The following is a 15,128-nucleotide window of genomic DNA, read 5'->3' as shown; positions in this document are numbered from 1 at the left end:
GCGGGCGATGTCGAAATCATCGGGGGTGATTGCGGAGCGGTCGGAGGCCGAAGCCTTTTTCAGGGCGAACCCCGGCGTCGACGCGATCGAGATGATCTATACCGACATGGGGGGTGTGCCGCGCGGCAAGCGGCTGCGCCAGCATGAAGTGATGGCGGTCTATGAAAGCGGCCGCATGTTTCCGGGCTCGATCACCGTCGTCGACATCACCGGGCAGGATACGGTCGAAACGGGCCTGGTTTGGGAAGATGGCGACGCCGATCGCTCGATGAAGCCGATCCCCGGCACCCTCGTCCGCACACCGTGGGGCGGCGACGGGGCGGCGCAATTCCTCGTTGATTTCTACGAACTCGACGGCACGCCGCACGACCTTGACCCGCGCCATGTTCTCGGCCGCGTCATCGACCGCTTTGCCGCCGACGCCCTGACCCCGGTGCTCGCGGTCGAGCTTGAGTTCTACCTCGTCGACCCGCGCCGCGCGCGCGACGGCGGCATCCGCCCCGCACGCCCCGGCTACAGCCGCAGCACGCCGCGAAATGTCGAGGTTTATGGCCTGCGCGAGCTCGACGATTTCCGGCCCTTCTTCGATGCACTCTACGCCGCGACCGATGTGCAGGGTCTGCCGCTTGAAAGCGCGATCAGCGAATTTGCGCCTGGCCAGTTCGAGCTGACCTTGCGCCACAAGCCCGACGCGCTGCGCGCCGCCGACGATGCGATCATGTACAAAAGGCTGGTCAAGGCCATCGCCCAGCAACAGGGGCTGGAGGCGACCTTCATGGCCAAACCCTTCGCCGACCAGGCGGGCAGCGGGATGCATATCCATGTCTCGGTCAACGACGCCGACGGCAACAACATTTTCGCCAGCGAAGACCCCGAAGGCACCGATGCGCTGCGCCACGCGATCGGCGGGATGATCGGCAGCGTCGGCGATGCCTTCGCGCTTTTTGCCCCGCACGCCAACAGCTATCGCCGGTTCAAGGCGAACAGCTACGCCCCCGTCGCGCCGACCTGGGGCGTCAACAACCGCACCGTATCGTTCCGCATTCCCGCCGGCCCGCCGCCAAGCCGCCATGTCGAGCACCGCGCGTGCGGCGCTGACGCCAACCCCTATCTGGCGGTCGCGGCGGTGCTTGCCGGGATGCACCACGGAATGACGACCAGCGCCGATCCCGGTGCGGCAGTCGTCGGCAACGGCTATGACCGCGACAACAGCGGCGACGACAAGCCGCCATCGAACTGGTTTGCTGCCGTCGACCGCTTCCACGCCTCGAAACTCATGCGCGATTATCTGGGCGACCGGTTTGTCGACATGTTCAGCATCGTCAAACGCGTCGAACAGGATAATTATTTCAGCGTCGTGCCGCCCCTCGATTATGACTGGTATTTGCGCAACGCATGATAGTTTCACAAAATCCTGATGCGGCGCAAAAAAGCCTCTTTCCAAGCCGCGTTTAATGAGTCAGCTTGGCGTTTCACACAGGGAGGCCGACCATGGATTTCAACGAACTGATCAAGCAGACCCGCGGGCGCCGCTCGCTTCTTCAGGCGCTCGGCGTTGCCGCCGTCGGGATCAGTTTCGGCGGGCTTGCCGCGTGCAGCAAGGAAGGCGGCAAGACGCTCGCGAACGGCGAAGAGGCGAAGCTCAACTTCTACAACTGGGATACCTATATCGGCGAAACGACGCTCGCCGATTTCGAGGAAGCGACGGGCGTCGCGGTGACGATGGACCTGTTCGACAGCAACGATGTGCTGTTCGCCAAGTTCAAGGCCGGCAATCCCGGCTATGACGTGATCGTGCCGTCGAACGACTTTGTCGAACGGATGAGCAAGGCCGACATGCTGATGCCGCTCGACCACAGCCTGATTCCGAACAAGAAGAATATCGACGCCGCCTATATCAACGTCGAATACGACCTCCAGCGCAAATATTCGATGCCCTACACCTGGCTCGCGCTTGGCATTGGTTATCGCAAATCGAAAGTGTCGGCGACGCCCGACAGCTGGAAAGTGCTGTTCGACAGCCCCGAATATGCCGGGCGCATCGCCTGGCTGTCGGAGGCGGGCGACATGTTCCGCCTGTTCGGCAAATATCTGGGCAAATCGGTCAACGACCTTACCCCCGCCGATGTCGCGACGATCGAACGGATGATGATCAAGCAAAAGCCCAATGTAAAGAAGTTCCACGAGGATGACGGGCAGGATCTGCTGCTCAAGGGCGACGTCGACGTCGTGCTCGAATATAATGGCGACATCGCGCAGGCGATGGTCGAGGATGACGACATCGACTTCGTCATTCCGAAGGAAGGCAGCCAGCTCAATTCGGACAATCTGTGCATCCCCAAGGGCGCCCCGCATCCGAAGAACGCCCACGCCTTCATCAACTTTATCCTCGACGCGAACGTCGACAAGCATATCACCGAAACGATCCTTTATCCGACGCCCAACAGCGCGGCAAAGGCGCTGATGCCCGAAAGCTACAAGAATAATCCGGTGATCTTCCCCCCGGCCGACGTGCTCGCCAAATGCGAATATGCACGCTTCAACCCGGAGCTTCAGCCCCTGTTTGAAGAAGCCTTCACGCGCGTGCGGGCGGCGTAGGCAGGTGATTTTCGCCCTCGTCATCGCAGGGCAAGAAACGATGGCAAGCGTCTGAGCCAGGAGGCATAAGGGGGTGGCCGAACAGGACTGGAAAACCAACAGGCGCGTTTTCGCAGCGGTGTCGCTGCCGACGTTCCTGTGGGTTCTGCTCTTCTTCATCGTCCCCATGGCGATCGTCTGGCTCTACAGCTTCGGCGAGAACCGCGGACTGACCGAGATCGCGATTTCGGGCACGCTCGACAATTACAAGCGCGCGACCGAATGGCTCTACCTCAGCATTTTCGGCAAGAGTTTCGCGGTCGCGGCGCTCGTCACGCTCATCTGCCTGATCGTCGGCTTTCCGGTCGCGATGGCGATCACCTTTGCCAGCGAGAAATGGCGGCCGTGGCTGCTGCTTGGCATCATGCTGCCCTTCTGGACCAATTTGCTCATCCGAACCTATGCGCTGATGATGCTGCTCGGGACGCAGGGCTTTGCCAACAAGGGGCTTGGCGTCCTGTGGGAAGGCGCAAGCTGGATGCGCACGCTCGTCGGACTCCAGCCGCTCGCGACGTGGGAACCGGTCGAGCTGCTCTTCAACAATTTCGCGGTCGTCTTCGGGCTCGTCTATGTCCACCTGCCTTTCATGGTGCTGCCGCTCTATGCCGCGCTCGACCGGCTCGACCGCAGCCTGATCGAAGCGAGCCTCGATCTTGGCGCCGGACATTTCCGCACCATCATGCGGATCGTCGTGCCGCTCGCGGCGCCCGGCATCATTGCGGGTGTGATGATCACGCTGATCCCCGCGCTCGGCGCCTACCTCACGCCCGATCTGATGGGCGGCACCGACAGCCAGATGATCGCGAACGTGATCGAGCGCCAGTTCAAGAAGGCGAACGACTGGCCCTTTGGGGCCGCGCTGTCCTTCCTCCTTATTTATGCGATGTTCATTCTCATCGCGATGCAGTCGCTGCGCCGCCGCGCGCCAGAGGTGCAATGATGGCGGTCCTTGCCCGCACCCCGCGCGCGCCGCTCGAATATAGCCGGACGCTGTGGATGCGGCTGTGGGTCGGCGCGGTGATGGTCTTTCTCTACGCGCCGCTGGTGGTGCTGATGATCTTCAGCTTCAACGACAGCAAGCGCAATGTCGTCTGGCGCGGCTTCACGACGAAATATTATGAGAAAGCGCTGGACAATAATCAGCTGGTCGAAGCGCTCGTGAACTCGCTCACCATCGCGGCGCTGGCAACGGTCGTCAGCCTTGTCCTCGGCGCGGTCGCCGCGGTGATGCTCTGGCGCTTTCGCTTCCCGTTCAAGAGCGCGGTCGACGGGACGATTTCGCTGCCGATCATCGTCCCCGAAATCTGCCTGGGTGTCGCTTTCCTGATGTTTTTCGCGGCGATCGACTGGCCGAACGACCTTGTCTGGCCGTTCAACCTCGGCGCGATCACGATCGCGCACATCACCTTCTGCTTCCCCTTCGTCACCATGGTCGTGCGATCGCGCCTCGCGAGCTTCAACCGCGAGCAGGAGGAAGCGGCCAAGGATCTGGGCGCCAGCGAATGGCAGGTCTTTCGCGACGTCCTGATCCCGCACATGAAACCCGCGCTCGTCGCCGGAGCGCTGCTGTCCTTCACTCTCAGCCTCGACGATTTCGTCATCACCTATTTCACCAGCGGCCCCGACACGATCACCTTTCCGGTAAAGGTCTATTCGATGGTCCGCTTTTCGGTGACGCCAGAGGTCAACGCGGCATCGACGCTGCTGATCATCCTCACCGTCGTCCTGACCTTCATCGCGCTGAAAGCGCAGGGCGTGAAAGCCATTGCGGAAACCCACTGACCATGACCCAACCCGCCAAACCGATCATCCAGATCCAGAATGTCTCCAAACGCTTTGGCAAGGTGACCGCGGTCGACAATGTCAGCCTCGACATCAACGCGGGCGAGTTCTTCGTGCTGCTCGGCCCGTCAGGTTGCGGCAAGACGACGCTGCTCCGCATGATCGCCGGGTTCGAGCTGCCGAGCGAGGGGCAGATATTGATCGACGGGCAGAACATGGCCGGCATCCCGCCAAACAAGCGGCCGGTGAACATGGTGTTCCAGAGCTATGCCGTGTTTCCGCACATGAGCGTGGCCGACAATGTCGCCTATGGACTCAAGATCGCGGGCGTGAAAGGCGGCGAGGTCAGGGATCGCGTCGCCGAGGCGCTGGAGCTGGTCAAGCTGGGCGGGTTCGAGGGCCGGATGCCCGACCAGATGTCGGGCGGACAGCGCCAGCGCGTCGCGCTCGCGCGCAGCCTGGTCATGCGGCCCAAGGTGCTGCTGCTCGACGAACCCTTGTCGGCACTCGACGCAAAGCTGCGCGCGCAAATGCAGTTCGAACTGTCTGAATTGCAGGAGAAGGTCGGCATCACCTTTGTCACCGTCACTCACGATCAGGACGAGGCGCTGTCGATGGCGTGCCGGATCGCCGTCATCAACAAGGGCGACGTGGCGCAGCTGGCGACGCCGTCGGACCTTTACGAATATCCCGCCAACCGCTTCGTCGCCGATTTCGTCGGGTCGGTGAACATCTTCGAGGGCAAGCTGACCCTCGACGAACCCGACAAGGCGGCGGTCGACTGCCCCGGTCTGGGCAAGGTCTATCTCAACCACGGCGTGACGGGACCGCACGGCGCCGACGTATGGGTCGCGCTCAGGCCTGAGAAAATCTATCTCCACGTCCCCGGCGCGGGCAAGGCGGTGCGCGCGGCGGCCGAAGACGCCCCCGACGGCCATAATTTCGCGCGCGGGACGATCAGGGGCATGTCCTATCTTGGCGACATCACCCTGTTCGAGATCGAACTGGAAAGCGGCGCGCGCATCCGCGTCTCGCGCCCCAATCTGTCGCGCCACGACCAGGAGGATTTTACCTGGGACGACAAGGTGTCGATGCACTGGCGCGCCGACAGCCCGGTGGTGTTGCTGGGATAGCCGCGTCGGTTCCCCTCTTTTCCTTGAAAGAGCAAAGCGCCCCCGCGAAGGCGGGGAGCCATCTCCACATGGTTCAGATCACATCAACGGGTGATGCACCCGGCCTGCGCTGGGGAAGGCGCTTGCGACTGTCCGTTCATGGCGTCAATGCGCCGCCTTTTTCCCCGGCACCAGATGCAGCGCCGCCACGATCAACCCGCCCAGCACCAGCCCGAACACCCCTGCCCCGCCGGCGTTGATGAGCCATTCCCACGCGCCCGCGCCCGGCAACCCGCCCGCGACCGAATGCGCAAAATCGTGCAGGCCGTGGCCGATACCGCCGATATGATATTCGTCGAGACCGTGCAGCACGATCTGCCCGCCGACCCACAGCATTGCCGCGGTGCCGATCGTCGCCAGCGCGGCCAGCAGCCTGGGCATGAAGGCCACCAGTCCACGCCCGATCGCACGCCGGGCGTTGCGCCCTTCCTTCGCCATATGCAGCCCGATGTCGTCCATCTTCACGATCAACCCGACGACCCCGTAAACCGCGATGGTAATCGCGATCGCCACGACAACCAGCGTCGCCGCGCGCATCGCCATGGCCTCGCCCAGCACCTCGTTGAGCGCGATCACCATGATTTCGGCCGACAGGATGAAATCGGTTCGGATCGCCCCCTTTACCATAGCCTCCTCATGGTTTGGATCGACCACTTCGGCGGCGTCTTCGGCCAGGCTGTGCTGCTTCGCCGCAAAGCTGTGCCACACCTTCTCGGCGCCCTCGAAACACAGATAGGCGCCGCCGACCATGAGCAGCGGCGTGATCGCCCATTGCGCCAGCGCCGACAGCAGAAGCAACACGGGCAGGATCAGCACCAGCTTGTTGAACATCGACCCCTTGGCGATACGCCAGATGATCGGCAGTTCGCGGCTGGGCTGAAAGCCGGTGACATAACGCGGCGTCACCGCGGCGTCGTCGACGACCACCCCCGCGGCCTTGACCCCCGCTTTCGACGCTGCGGCACCGATGTCATCGATGCTCGCCGCGGCAACCTTGGCAATGGTGGCAACGTCGTCGAGCAAGGCAAAGAGGCCGGAAGGCATAGGGTCCTGGTCCTTTTGAGGTGTCTGGATCGACCCATCTATCCGTCCGTGTCGAACGGATTGACAGGAAAGCGCAAATCGTCAGCTTAGCATCCGCAATTTCGGCAACACGTCATCCAGAGATTTGCGGATGATGCCAACCATCTCGTCGATCTGTTCGGCGGTGATCACCAGCGGCGGGCACATCACCAGGCTGTCGCGGATACCGCGCACCATCAAGCCGTTCGCGATGCAGGCATCGCGCGCCATCGGCCCCGCCGTTCCCTCGGCACCGCCGAAACGCGCGCGGCTTTCCTTGTCGGCGACGATCTCGACCGCGCCGAGCAGGCCGATCGAGCGCGTCTCGCCGACAAGCGGATGATCGTCCAGCGTTGCCAGCGCTTTCGCGAGGTGCGGGCCGGTGACGCTTCCGGTGCGCTCGACCAGCCCTTCGCGGTCGATGATCTCGATATTCTTGAGCGCGACCGCGGCGGCGACGGGATGCCCCGAATAGGTGAAACCGTGGACGAAATCGCCACCGGTCTTGAGCACCTCGACGACATGGCTTGCGACCGCAGTGGCCGAAATCGGCAGGTAGCCCGACGACAGCCCCTTCGCCATGGGCATCAGGTCGGGGGTAAAGCCCATCGTTTCGTGACCCCACATCTTGCCCGTGCGACCGAAACCGCAGATCACCTCGTCGGCGACGAGCAGCAGGCCATATTTGCGCACGATCGCTTCGACCTTTGGCCAATAGCCCCTGGGCGGGATGATGACGCCGCCCGCGCCCTGCACCGGTTCGCCGATGAACGCCGCGCAATTTTCGGGGCCAACCTCCAGAATCCGGTCCTCGATCGCCTGGACGCAGGCGTCGCAGAACTCCTCCTCGCTCATCCCCTGCCCTTCGCCGAAGAAATAAGGCTGCCGAACATGCTCGACGCCCGGAATCGGAAGGTCACCCTGCGCGTGCATCGCCTTCATCCCGCCAAGGGAAACGCCGGCGACGGTCGAGCCATGATAGGCGTTCCAGCGGCTGATAAAGACGGTGCGCTTCGGCTCGCCCTTCAGCTTCCAGTAATGGCGCACCATGCGGAACACCGTGTCGTTCGCCTCGCTGCCCGACGCGTTGAAAAAAACATGCGGCAGGCGGTTACGGGTCAGGCTGGCGATCTTGGCCGCCAGCGTCACCGTCGGCGGTGTCGCGGTCTTGAAGAAGGTGTTGTAAAAGGGCAGCTCGCGCATCTGCGCTGCCGCCGCCTCGACCAGTTCTTCGCGGCCATAGCCGACATTGACGCACCAAAGGCCGGCCATGCCGTCGAGGATGCGGTGGCCGTCGCCGTCGGTGATCGTGCAACCGTCGGCATGGGTGATGATGCGGCTGCCGCCCAAAGCCTCGATCTCGGCCCAGTCGGCCTGGGCCGGAAGATGGTGCGCAATGTCGAGGCGCTTGAGTTCGGCGATGTCGTGATTGCGGGGCATTTGAAACTCCTGCTTGCCTGGAAACGGAAAGAAGCCAGCTTCCGGGAAATCAGGGCGAAAAGCTGATGCGCGCGAGATAGCGATCGTAACGGGTAACGCGGCGGTTCATAATTCGCCTCTTAACGCGCGGCCGAGCAGGTGAAAATAGGTCTGACTCTGCGCATCGCCGTCGGTCCGCCATTCGGGGTGCCACTGCACCGCGAGCAGCGGCGCGCCATTCGGGCGGGCGCTATAGGCTTCGACCAGCCCGTCGGGCGCACGCGCTTCGACCGCCAGACCGTTCGCGAGTTTGCCGATCCCCTGGAAATGAACCGAGTTCACCTCCAGCGACGGCGCCCGATAGGCCGAGGCGAGCAGGCCGCCTGCGACCAGATCGACGGTGTGCCGATGGTCGAACATGGCGTCGAACGGCACATCGTCCGGCGCATGATGATGCAGCAGCTCGGCGCTTGCCGACGTATCGCGGCGCAGCGTCCCGCCCAGCGCGACGTTGATTTCCTGAAAGCCGCGGCAGATTCCGAACAGGGGTCGCTGCGCCGCGATGACCGATTCGACAAGCCCGATCATCATCCGGTCGCGATCGGGGTCGAAGGGCCCTTCGCCCGTCGCGGCATCGCCGTAGCGCGCCGGTTCGACATTCGACGGCGTCCCCGTCAGCAGCACGCCGTCGAGCCGCCCGACCACTTCGTCGGCGCGCATCAGATCGGGGAGCGACGGGATGATGAGCGCGGCGCAATCGGCATGGCGCATCGCCGCGGTCGCATAACGGTTCATCACCGCCTGTGCGATTTCGACGCCGATGGTGCGGTTGCAGGCGATGATGCCAAGAACGGGGCGCGCGGACATGCCTTCTAGCTGCCGATTTTTCGGCACGGGCGCCAGCGAAATGTGCGACGCGAGTCGTGTCGGCCTGAAGGGAGCGGGGAGGAAAGTAAACGTGCGCGAGCGGTCGAAACGTGGTGCCCGACCTATCCCGCAAATTGCCGCGCAAACGCCGCGGCGGCACCGAACAGCCCCGGCTGCGGGTGCGTGATGAGCTTCACCGGCAGCGCCGCCATGAACCCTTCGAACCGTCCCTTTTCAATAAAGCGTTCGGGAAAGCCCGAGCGCACCAGGCTGTCGCGGATGCGCAGCCCCAGGCCGCCCGCGATGACCACCCCGCTTGCCCCCTGCGCCAGTGCAAGGTCGCCCGCGACGCTGCCGAGCGAGAGGCAGAAGCGATCGACCGCCGCCGCGGCAAGGCTGTCGTCGCCGCTGAGCGCCGCCGTCCAGATCGCCTTGTCGTCAAGCGGCGTCACCGCGCGTCCTTCGAGCATCGCCAGCGTTTCATAGATGTCGACGATCCCTGGCCCCGACACGATGCGTTCGACCGACACGCGCCGGTGCCGCTTGCGCAACCTGGCAAGGATCGCATCCTCGATGCTGTCGAGCGGTGCAAAGTCGATATGCCCGCCTTCGGTCGCCTGGACGCGATAACCCTTTTCGTCGCGCCAGATATGCGCAACGCCCAGTCCAGTGCCGGGGCCGATGACGCTGATCGTGCCGGTGGCCGGCAAAGGTTCGTCGGGACCGGTCAGCCGCTCGAAATAGCTTTCGTCCGCCTGCGCGACGGCATGGCCCACCGCCTCGAAATCATTGACGACGACATGGGCGTCGACGTTCAGCTTCTCCCCGATCAGTGCGGGTCGGATGATCCACGGATTGTTGGTGAAGCGAATGATGTCGCCGCGCGTCGGCCCGGCGATCGCGATCGCGACCGCGCGCGGCAGCGTGCCGCCCTGCTGGCGCTCGAAATCCTGCCACGCGGTCTGGAAACTCGCATGATCGCTGGTATGCAGTGTTGTCGCCTCGCCGAGCGAACGGACGCGACCGCCCTCGACCTCGGCAATCGCAAAGCGGGCGTGCGTGCCGCCGATGTCGACCGTGACGATCTGCTTGCTCATGGCTCTCCCCGTCGGCCTGTCTGGCCTTTACGGCGATGGCATGTGCGATGGCCCAACGCGATGCAACAGGGCATAGCTATGCGCGGCAGCAGACGTCCCCCGCCGCCCGCATATTTTTTCCAAGGTTCGCGCCGTCGCGCTCCGTCTTGGGATTGTCGCCGGGATGCCTCCCGGCCCGATTTCAAGAGGAACCCGATGCGCAAGACCTTGCTGGCCTCCACCTGTCTGGCCACCCTTATCTCGACCGCAGCCTACGCCGAAACGACGATCAGCACCGCGACGACGGCGCCGGTGCGGACGTCGACGATCAAGTCGGGGACGCCCGACGACATCAAGATCACCTCGGCCGGGTCGATCAAGCCCACGGTCAGCGGTCCTGCGGTCACGATCGACAGCAATCACAAGGTCGTCAATGAAGGCACGATCGAGTTCAGCAATCGCAACGGCGCGACCGGCATATTGGCGAATGCGGGAACGACCGGCGGCATTACCAACAGCGCATCGGGCAAGATCACGATCGACGAAACCTATGCCGCGACCGATATCGACAATGACGGCGACCTCGACGGGCCGTTCGCGATCGGCAGCAATCGCGTCGGCATCGCGACAGCGGGCGCCTTTACCGGCAATATCATCAATTCGGGCGCGATCGCGATCGAAGGCAATGATTCGGCGGGCATAAGGCTTGGCGGCCCGCTGACGGGCGGTTTCACCAATGACGGGACGATCAGCGTGCTGGGCGACCGCGCGCTGAGCGTCGGGCTTCAGAACGTCACCGGCAATGTTCGCCTCGCCGGCACGATCGCCGCCACCGGCGTCGATGCGGTCGCCGCCCGGCTTGGTGGCGACATCACCGGCGCGCTCGTCGTGCAGGGCAATCTGACCGCGACCGGTTATCGCTTTACCGCGCCGCCCGCTGATCCGTCAAAGCTCGATGCCGACGACCTGCTGATCGGCGGCTCCGCGCTGGCGGTCGAAGGCGATGTGACGGGCGGCATCATCCTGGCGGTTCCGCCAAAGGATTCGAGCCCGACCGACAAGGATGAGGACAAGGACGGCATCGACGACGACAAGGAAGGATCGGCAACGGTCCGCTCCTTTGGATCGGCGGCAGCCGTTCGCATCGGCGCTTCCGGCCGGAATGTCGCGATTGGTCCCGTTGCGGGAACGGGCACCGGGCTGGGCATCATCATCGACGGTTCGGTGCTCGGCAACGGGCTCTATGCGGGCAAGGACGGCAATGCGATCCAGATCGGCGGGCTTGGCGGCGCGGTGACCGTCGCCGGCGGTGTGGGCATCGGCGCGACCGGCAGCGTCGCGGCCCAGTCGAAAGATGCGGCGGCGACCGCGATCCGTTTCGGGAACGGCGCTGTGACCCCCGAACTGCGCAATGCAGGCAAGATCGAGGCGACCACCGGCGGCAATGCGTCGGGCGCCGTTGCGACCGCGGTGATCATTGGAGCGGGCGCCGATGTCGCGCTGATCCGCAACAGCGGCGCAATCGCGGCCAAGACCGGCGGCGACAATGGCACCGCGCGCGCTATCGTCGACCTGTCGGGCAATGTCGACATGGTGGAGAACAGCGGCGCGATCAGCGCAAGCGGCGCGGCGGCCACCTCCGACCGCAATATCGCGATCGACCTGTCGGCGAATGGCGCGGGCGCGACGGTCAGGCAGACCGCGGTTGCGGCCGACAAAACCGCCCCCAGCATCGTTGGCGACGTGCGCTTCGGCGGCGGCAACGATGTTTTCGACATCGCCGACGGGTCGGTGAAGGGCGACAGCTTTTTCGGCTCCGGCAACAACCGCCTGGCGCTGTCGGGCGATGCTACCTATGCAGGCGACGCGCGCTTCGGCGCGGGCGCCGATACGATGACGCTGGCGGGGACGGCAAAGTTCAACGGGCTGGCGGACTTCGGCGGCGGCGCCGATACGCTGACGATCGGCGGCACGTCGGTTTTTTCCGGCACGCTTGCCAACTCGTCGGGACTGGCCGTGTCGGTCCGGGGCGGCACGTTCGATGTGCGCGGTGCCGCGACGATCGCATCGCTCGCCGTGACCGACAAGGGCGTGCTCGGCGTCATGCTCGACACAGGCAGCACGGGCACCGCCCTGCAAGTGACCGGAAACGCCAGTTTCGGCGCCGAATCAAAGCTGGCGCTTCAATTGTCGAGCATCGAAGAAGCCGAGGGCAGGCATATCGTGCTCACCGCCGGGTCCATTACTGGCGCCAATAATCTGACCGCGTCGCAGACCCTCCTTCCCTTTCTTTACAAGGGCACGCTCACATCAACGGCCACCCAGCTGATCGTCGATGTCAAGCGCAAGAGCGTGAACGAGCTTGGCCTCAACCGATCGGAAGGAAGCGCTTTCGACGCCGTGCTCGATGCGGTCGTCGCCGAACAGAAGATCGAGGACGCCTTCCTCCGCATCACCGACGGTGATCAGTTCCGCGCCCAGCTTCAGCAGATGCTGCCCGAACATGAAGGCGGCGTCTTTGAAACCGTCACATCGGGCTCGCGCGCGCTCGGCCGCCACCTCCTTGATCCCAATGCGCCCTATCAGGACGAGGGCAAATGGGGTTATTGGGTCAATCAGGCGGTGTGGGGCACGTCGAAGGGCATCGGCAACACCGCCAGCTATGACGTCAGCGGCTGGGGCATTTCGCTCGGCGCCGAAATCGAGAGCGACGTCGGCAATTTCGGCGGCTCGATCGCCTTTCTCAGCGGCAAGGACAAGAATGGCAGCAACGCCAATGAAGTCAGCACGAGCCAGTTTGAAGGCGCGTTGCACTGGCGCCTGCGCTCCGACGGTTTCATGGCGCACGCCCGCGTGTCGGGCGCGCCGGTGAAGCTCAAGGGCACGCGCATCTTCCGCGCCGAAGCAGGCGCCGAGGACATTGAGGAAACGATGAAGGGCAAGTGGGACGCAACCTTGTGGTCGGCGTCAGGCTCGGTCGCATATGATACGCGCGTCGGCGGGCTGACGCTGCGTCCGATGGTCGCGGTCGATTATTTCAAGCTTCAGGAAGACGGCTATCAGGAAACGGGTGGTGGCGACGCGCTTGACCTCACCGTGCTCGATCGCGACAGCGACGAGCTGGCGGTGACGGGCACGGTTACGCTCGGCATAGAGTTCGGCGGCGCCGACGAATATGACGGCTGGACACGTTTCGAGCTCGAAGGCGGGCGCCGTCAGATCGTCAGCGGCACGCTGGGCGCGACGACCGCCTCGTTCAAGGATGGCACGCCCTTCACCCTGATTCCCGATGATCGCACGAGCGGCTGGGTCGGCCGCCTTCGCGGCATCGCCGGCAACTCGGCCTTTCAGTTCGCCGGCGAACTGTCCGCGGAAGAACAGCAAAGCCATGTCGGCTGGGCGTTCCGTGCGAGCCTGCGGGTCGGTCTCTAGCCCCCCGGACCGACCCGTCCGCAAGGGGGAAGCGGAACCCCTACCCCGCTTCCCCCTTGCCTTGGTTTCAGGAAATGACACGCCAGATGCTTGCCGCCGACCTCTTTGCTTTTCCCGCCGCGCAGTTGCGTGGCCGACCATCGGCGTTATATGACCGCAAGCCCAAAGGGTGTTTTGCCGCGGGGCGATGCGGCCTGTTCCGGCAAGAAATGGCATTCCAAAGCAAACAAGTCATGACCGAGCCGCGCGATCAGAGCGACGCCTTGCAGGGCATTGAAGGCATATTGCTCGCCCATCGCGACCGCATCCTGCGGTTTCTGGAAATGCGCGGCGCCGCCGACAGTGCCGAAGATCTGTTCCAGGATCTGTGGATGCGATTGACCGAACGCGGGGTGGGCCCGGTGGCCGATCCGCTTGCCTATGTGATGCGCGCGGCCAACAATCTGATGCTTGATCGCTACCGCGCGGCGCACCGGCGCGACCTTCGCGACAAGGCGTGGGGCGAGAGCGCGGCGCTGCACAGCCCGTCGAGCGAGGCGTCGCTGATCTCGCGCGAACAACTCGCGCTCGCCGACGCGGCGATTGCGGCAACCGGCGAAAGGCCCGCGCGCATCTTTCGCCGCTTTCGCATCGATGGCGTGCAGCAGCGCGAGATTGCCCGCGAAATGGGGGTCAGCCTGAGCACCGTCGAAGCCGATCTTCGCAAAGTTTATGCCGCGCTCGCCGCGCTGAGGAGGCAGTTCGATGGCGGATGAACCGAACAGCGCCGCCGAAGCCCGCGCGATCGACTGGCTGGTCCGCCAGCGCGATCCGGCCTTCGACGATTGGGACGGCTTTACCGAGTGGCTGGCCGAAGACTCGCGCCATGCCGCAATCTATGACGCGATCGCCAGCCTCGACCGCGACCTCGATATGCTGCCGCGCACCCCGCCGATTGCAACGATAGCCGAGGCGCCCCTGCCGCCGCGCCGGACAGGGCGGCGCTGGTTCGGCGGCGCCATCGCCGCAGCGCTCGTCGGCGCCATCGGCCTTTCGCTGCCCGGCCTTCTGGGCAATGACGGCCGTATCGAAACCGCGGCGGGCGAACATCGAACGATCACCCTTGCCGACGGGTCGACGATCGACATCAACGGCGGTTCGGTGGTCGAGATCGACGATGACCGCCCGCGCTTTGCGCGTCTCGAATCGGGCGAGGCGATGTTCCGCGTCGCGCACCGCGACGGCGATCCTTTTGTCGTCGAGACGGGCGGCGCGCGGATCGTCGACCTGGGCACCGCGTTCAACGTCGTGCGACGCGACCGGACGACATCGGTTGCGGTGTCCGAAGGCGTCGTTCTTTACAATCCCGATCGCGACAATGTCCGACTGACCGCAGGCAAGGGACTCGACGCGCGCGACGACGCCAGCGCGCCGCCAGTGGTGAAGGACGTCGACATCGCCCACGTCGGCGGCTGGCGGAGCGGCCTGCTCGTCTATAATGGCGCGCCGCTGTCGGTCGTTGCCGAAGATCTGCGCCGGACCGCGGCAATTCAGATCAGTATTGCGCCCAACGCGGCCGCGGTGTCGTTCCGCGGCGCGCTGATCGTCGACAAGGATCGAGGCCGCACGGTCGCCGACCTCGCCGCACTGTCGGGAACTCGCGCCGAACGGCGCGGCGATGGCTGGATATTGACGCGCTGAC

Annotated in this window: 12 protein-coding genes; 8 read left to right on the top strand and 4 right to left on the bottom strand. The window is 64.4% G+C overall.

Features of this window, described 5'->3' with window-relative positions; genetic code table 11:
* Positions 1–7 precede the first annotated feature (7 nt).
* From HUW43_RS08040 to HUW43_RS08020, 5 genes are all read left to right on the top strand, one after another.
* Positions 8–1,399 (top strand): glutamine synthetase family protein, encoded by a 1,392-nt coding sequence (locus HUW43_RS08040; protein ID WP_188236909.1) that lies wholly within the window; start codon positions 8–10, stop codon positions 1,397–1,399.
* A 92-nt stretch (positions 1,400–1,491) separates the two neighbouring features.
* Positions 1,492–2,598: a PotD/PotF family extracellular solute-binding protein gene (locus HUW43_RS08035; protein ID WP_188236908.1), complete on the top strand. Its 1,107-nt coding sequence runs from the start codon at positions 1,492–1,494 to the stop codon at positions 2,596–2,598.
* A 73-nt stretch (positions 2,599–2,671) separates the two neighbouring features.
* Positions 2,672–3,577: an ABC transporter permease gene (locus HUW43_RS08030; RefSeq protein ID WP_188236907.1), complete on the top strand. Its 906-nt coding sequence runs from the start codon at positions 2,672–2,674 to the stop codon at positions 3,575–3,577.
* Positions 3,577–4,419, top strand: coding sequence for an ABC transporter permease (locus tag HUW43_RS08025; RefSeq protein WP_188236906.1), 843 nt, complete (start codon positions 3,577–3,579; stop codon positions 4,417–4,419). Before HUW43_RS08030 ends, HUW43_RS08025 begins: the two co-directional genes overlap by 1 nt.
* A gap of 2 nt (positions 4,420–4,421) precedes the next feature.
* The gene (locus HUW43_RS08020; protein WP_188236905.1) at positions 4,422–5,552 is read left to right on the top strand and encodes an ABC transporter ATP-binding protein; all 1,131 of its coding nucleotides are present in this window, start codon (positions 4,422–4,424) and stop codon (positions 5,550–5,552) included.
* A gap of 144 nt (positions 5,553–5,696) precedes the next feature.
* Here HUW43_RS08020 and HUW43_RS08015 read toward each other — a convergent pair whose 3' ends face one another.
* The 4 genes from HUW43_RS08015 to glk form a co-directional block, all read right to left on the bottom strand.
* Entirely contained in the window at positions 5,697–6,635 is a 939-nt protein-coding gene (locus HUW43_RS08015; RefSeq protein WP_188236904.1) for a DUF808 domain-containing protein, read from the bottom strand.
* An 81-nt stretch (positions 6,636–6,716) separates the two neighbouring features.
* The gene (locus HUW43_RS08010; RefSeq protein ID WP_188236903.1) at positions 6,717–8,093 is read right to left on the bottom strand and encodes an aspartate aminotransferase family protein; all 1,377 of its coding nucleotides are present in this window, start codon (positions 8,091–8,093) and stop codon (positions 6,717–6,719) included.
* A 105-nt stretch (positions 8,094–8,198) separates the two neighbouring features.
* The gene (locus tag HUW43_RS08005) at positions 8,199–8,939 is read right to left on the bottom strand and encodes a gamma-glutamyl-gamma-aminobutyrate hydrolase family protein (RefSeq protein WP_188236902.1); all 741 of its coding nucleotides are present in this window, start codon (positions 8,937–8,939) and stop codon (positions 8,199–8,201) included.
* A 122-nt stretch (positions 8,940–9,061) separates the two neighbouring features.
* Complete coding sequence (gene glk, locus HUW43_RS08000) at positions 9,062–10,036, bottom strand: glucokinase (RefSeq protein WP_188236901.1); 975 nt, start codon at positions 10,034–10,036, stop codon at positions 9,062–9,064.
* 195 nt (positions 10,037–10,231) lie between these two features.
* Between glk and HUW43_RS07995 the strand changes: the two genes are divergently transcribed.
* The 3 genes from HUW43_RS07995 to HUW43_RS07985 all read left to right on the top strand — a co-directional run bounded on the left by HUW43_RS07995 (position 10,232) and on the right by HUW43_RS07985 (position 15,127).
* A complete protein-coding gene (locus HUW43_RS07995) occupies positions 10,232–13,447 on the top strand; it encodes an autotransporter outer membrane beta-barrel domain-containing protein (protein ID WP_188236900.1) in 3,216 nt (1,071 codons plus the stop codon).
* Between the two features lie 233 nt (positions 13,448–13,680).
* Positions 13,681–14,202, top strand: coding sequence for an RNA polymerase sigma factor (locus HUW43_RS07990; RefSeq protein WP_188236899.1), 522 nt, complete (start codon positions 13,681–13,683; stop codon positions 14,200–14,202).
* Positions 14,192–15,127 (top strand): FecR family protein, encoded by a 936-nt coding sequence (locus HUW43_RS07985; protein ID WP_188236898.1) that lies wholly within the window; start codon positions 14,192–14,194, stop codon positions 15,125–15,127. The genes HUW43_RS07990 and HUW43_RS07985 overlap by 11 nt, the downstream gene beginning before the upstream one ends.
* Position 15,128: the final 1 nt, after the last annotated feature.

The organism is Sphingopyxis sp. LK2115 (genome assembly GCF_014595975.1).
Lineage (GTDB): Bacteria > Pseudomonadota > Alphaproteobacteria > Sphingomonadales > Sphingomonadaceae > Sphingopyxis.
This window is presented reverse-complemented; position numbering and strand designations above follow the sequence as displayed.

Coding starts and splice junctions, on each gene's coding strand:
- HUW43_RS08035 (WP_188236908.1), top strand. CDS start 1,492: ATGGATTTCAACGAACTGATCAAGCAGACCCGCGGGCGCCGCTCGCTT.
- HUW43_RS08020 (WP_188236905.1), top strand. CDS start 4,422: ATGACCCAACCCGCCAAACCGATCATCCAGATCCAGAATGTCTCCAAA.
- HUW43_RS08005 (WP_188236902.1), bottom strand. CDS start 8,939: ATGTCCGCGCGCCCCGTTCTTGGCATCATCGCCTGCAACCGCACCATC.
- HUW43_RS07985 (WP_188236898.1), top strand. CDS start 14,192: ATGGCGGATGAACCGAACAGCGCCGCCGAAGCCCGCGCGATCGACTGG.
- HUW43_RS08010 (WP_188236903.1), bottom strand. CDS start 8,093: ATGCCCCGCAATCACGACATCGCCGAACTCAAGCGCCTCGACATTGCG.
- HUW43_RS08015 (WP_188236904.1), bottom strand. CDS start 6,635: ATGCCTTCCGGCCTCTTTGCCTTGCTCGACGACGTTGCCACCATTGCC.
- HUW43_RS08040 (WP_188236909.1), top strand. CDS start 8: ATGTCGAAATCATCGGGGGTGATTGCGGAGCGGTCGGAGGCCGAAGCC.
- HUW43_RS08025 (WP_188236906.1), top strand. CDS start 3,577: ATGGCGGTCCTTGCCCGCACCCCGCGCGCGCCGCTCGAATATAGCCGG.
- HUW43_RS07995 (WP_188236900.1), top strand. CDS start 10,232: ATGCGCAAGACCTTGCTGGCCTCCACCTGTCTGGCCACCCTTATCTCG.
- glk (WP_188236901.1), bottom strand. CDS start 10,036: ATGAGCAAGCAGATCGTCACGGTCGACATCGGCGGCACGCACGCCCGC.
- HUW43_RS07990 (WP_188236899.1), top strand. CDS start 13,681: ATGACCGAGCCGCGCGATCAGAGCGACGCCTTGCAGGGCATTGAAGGC.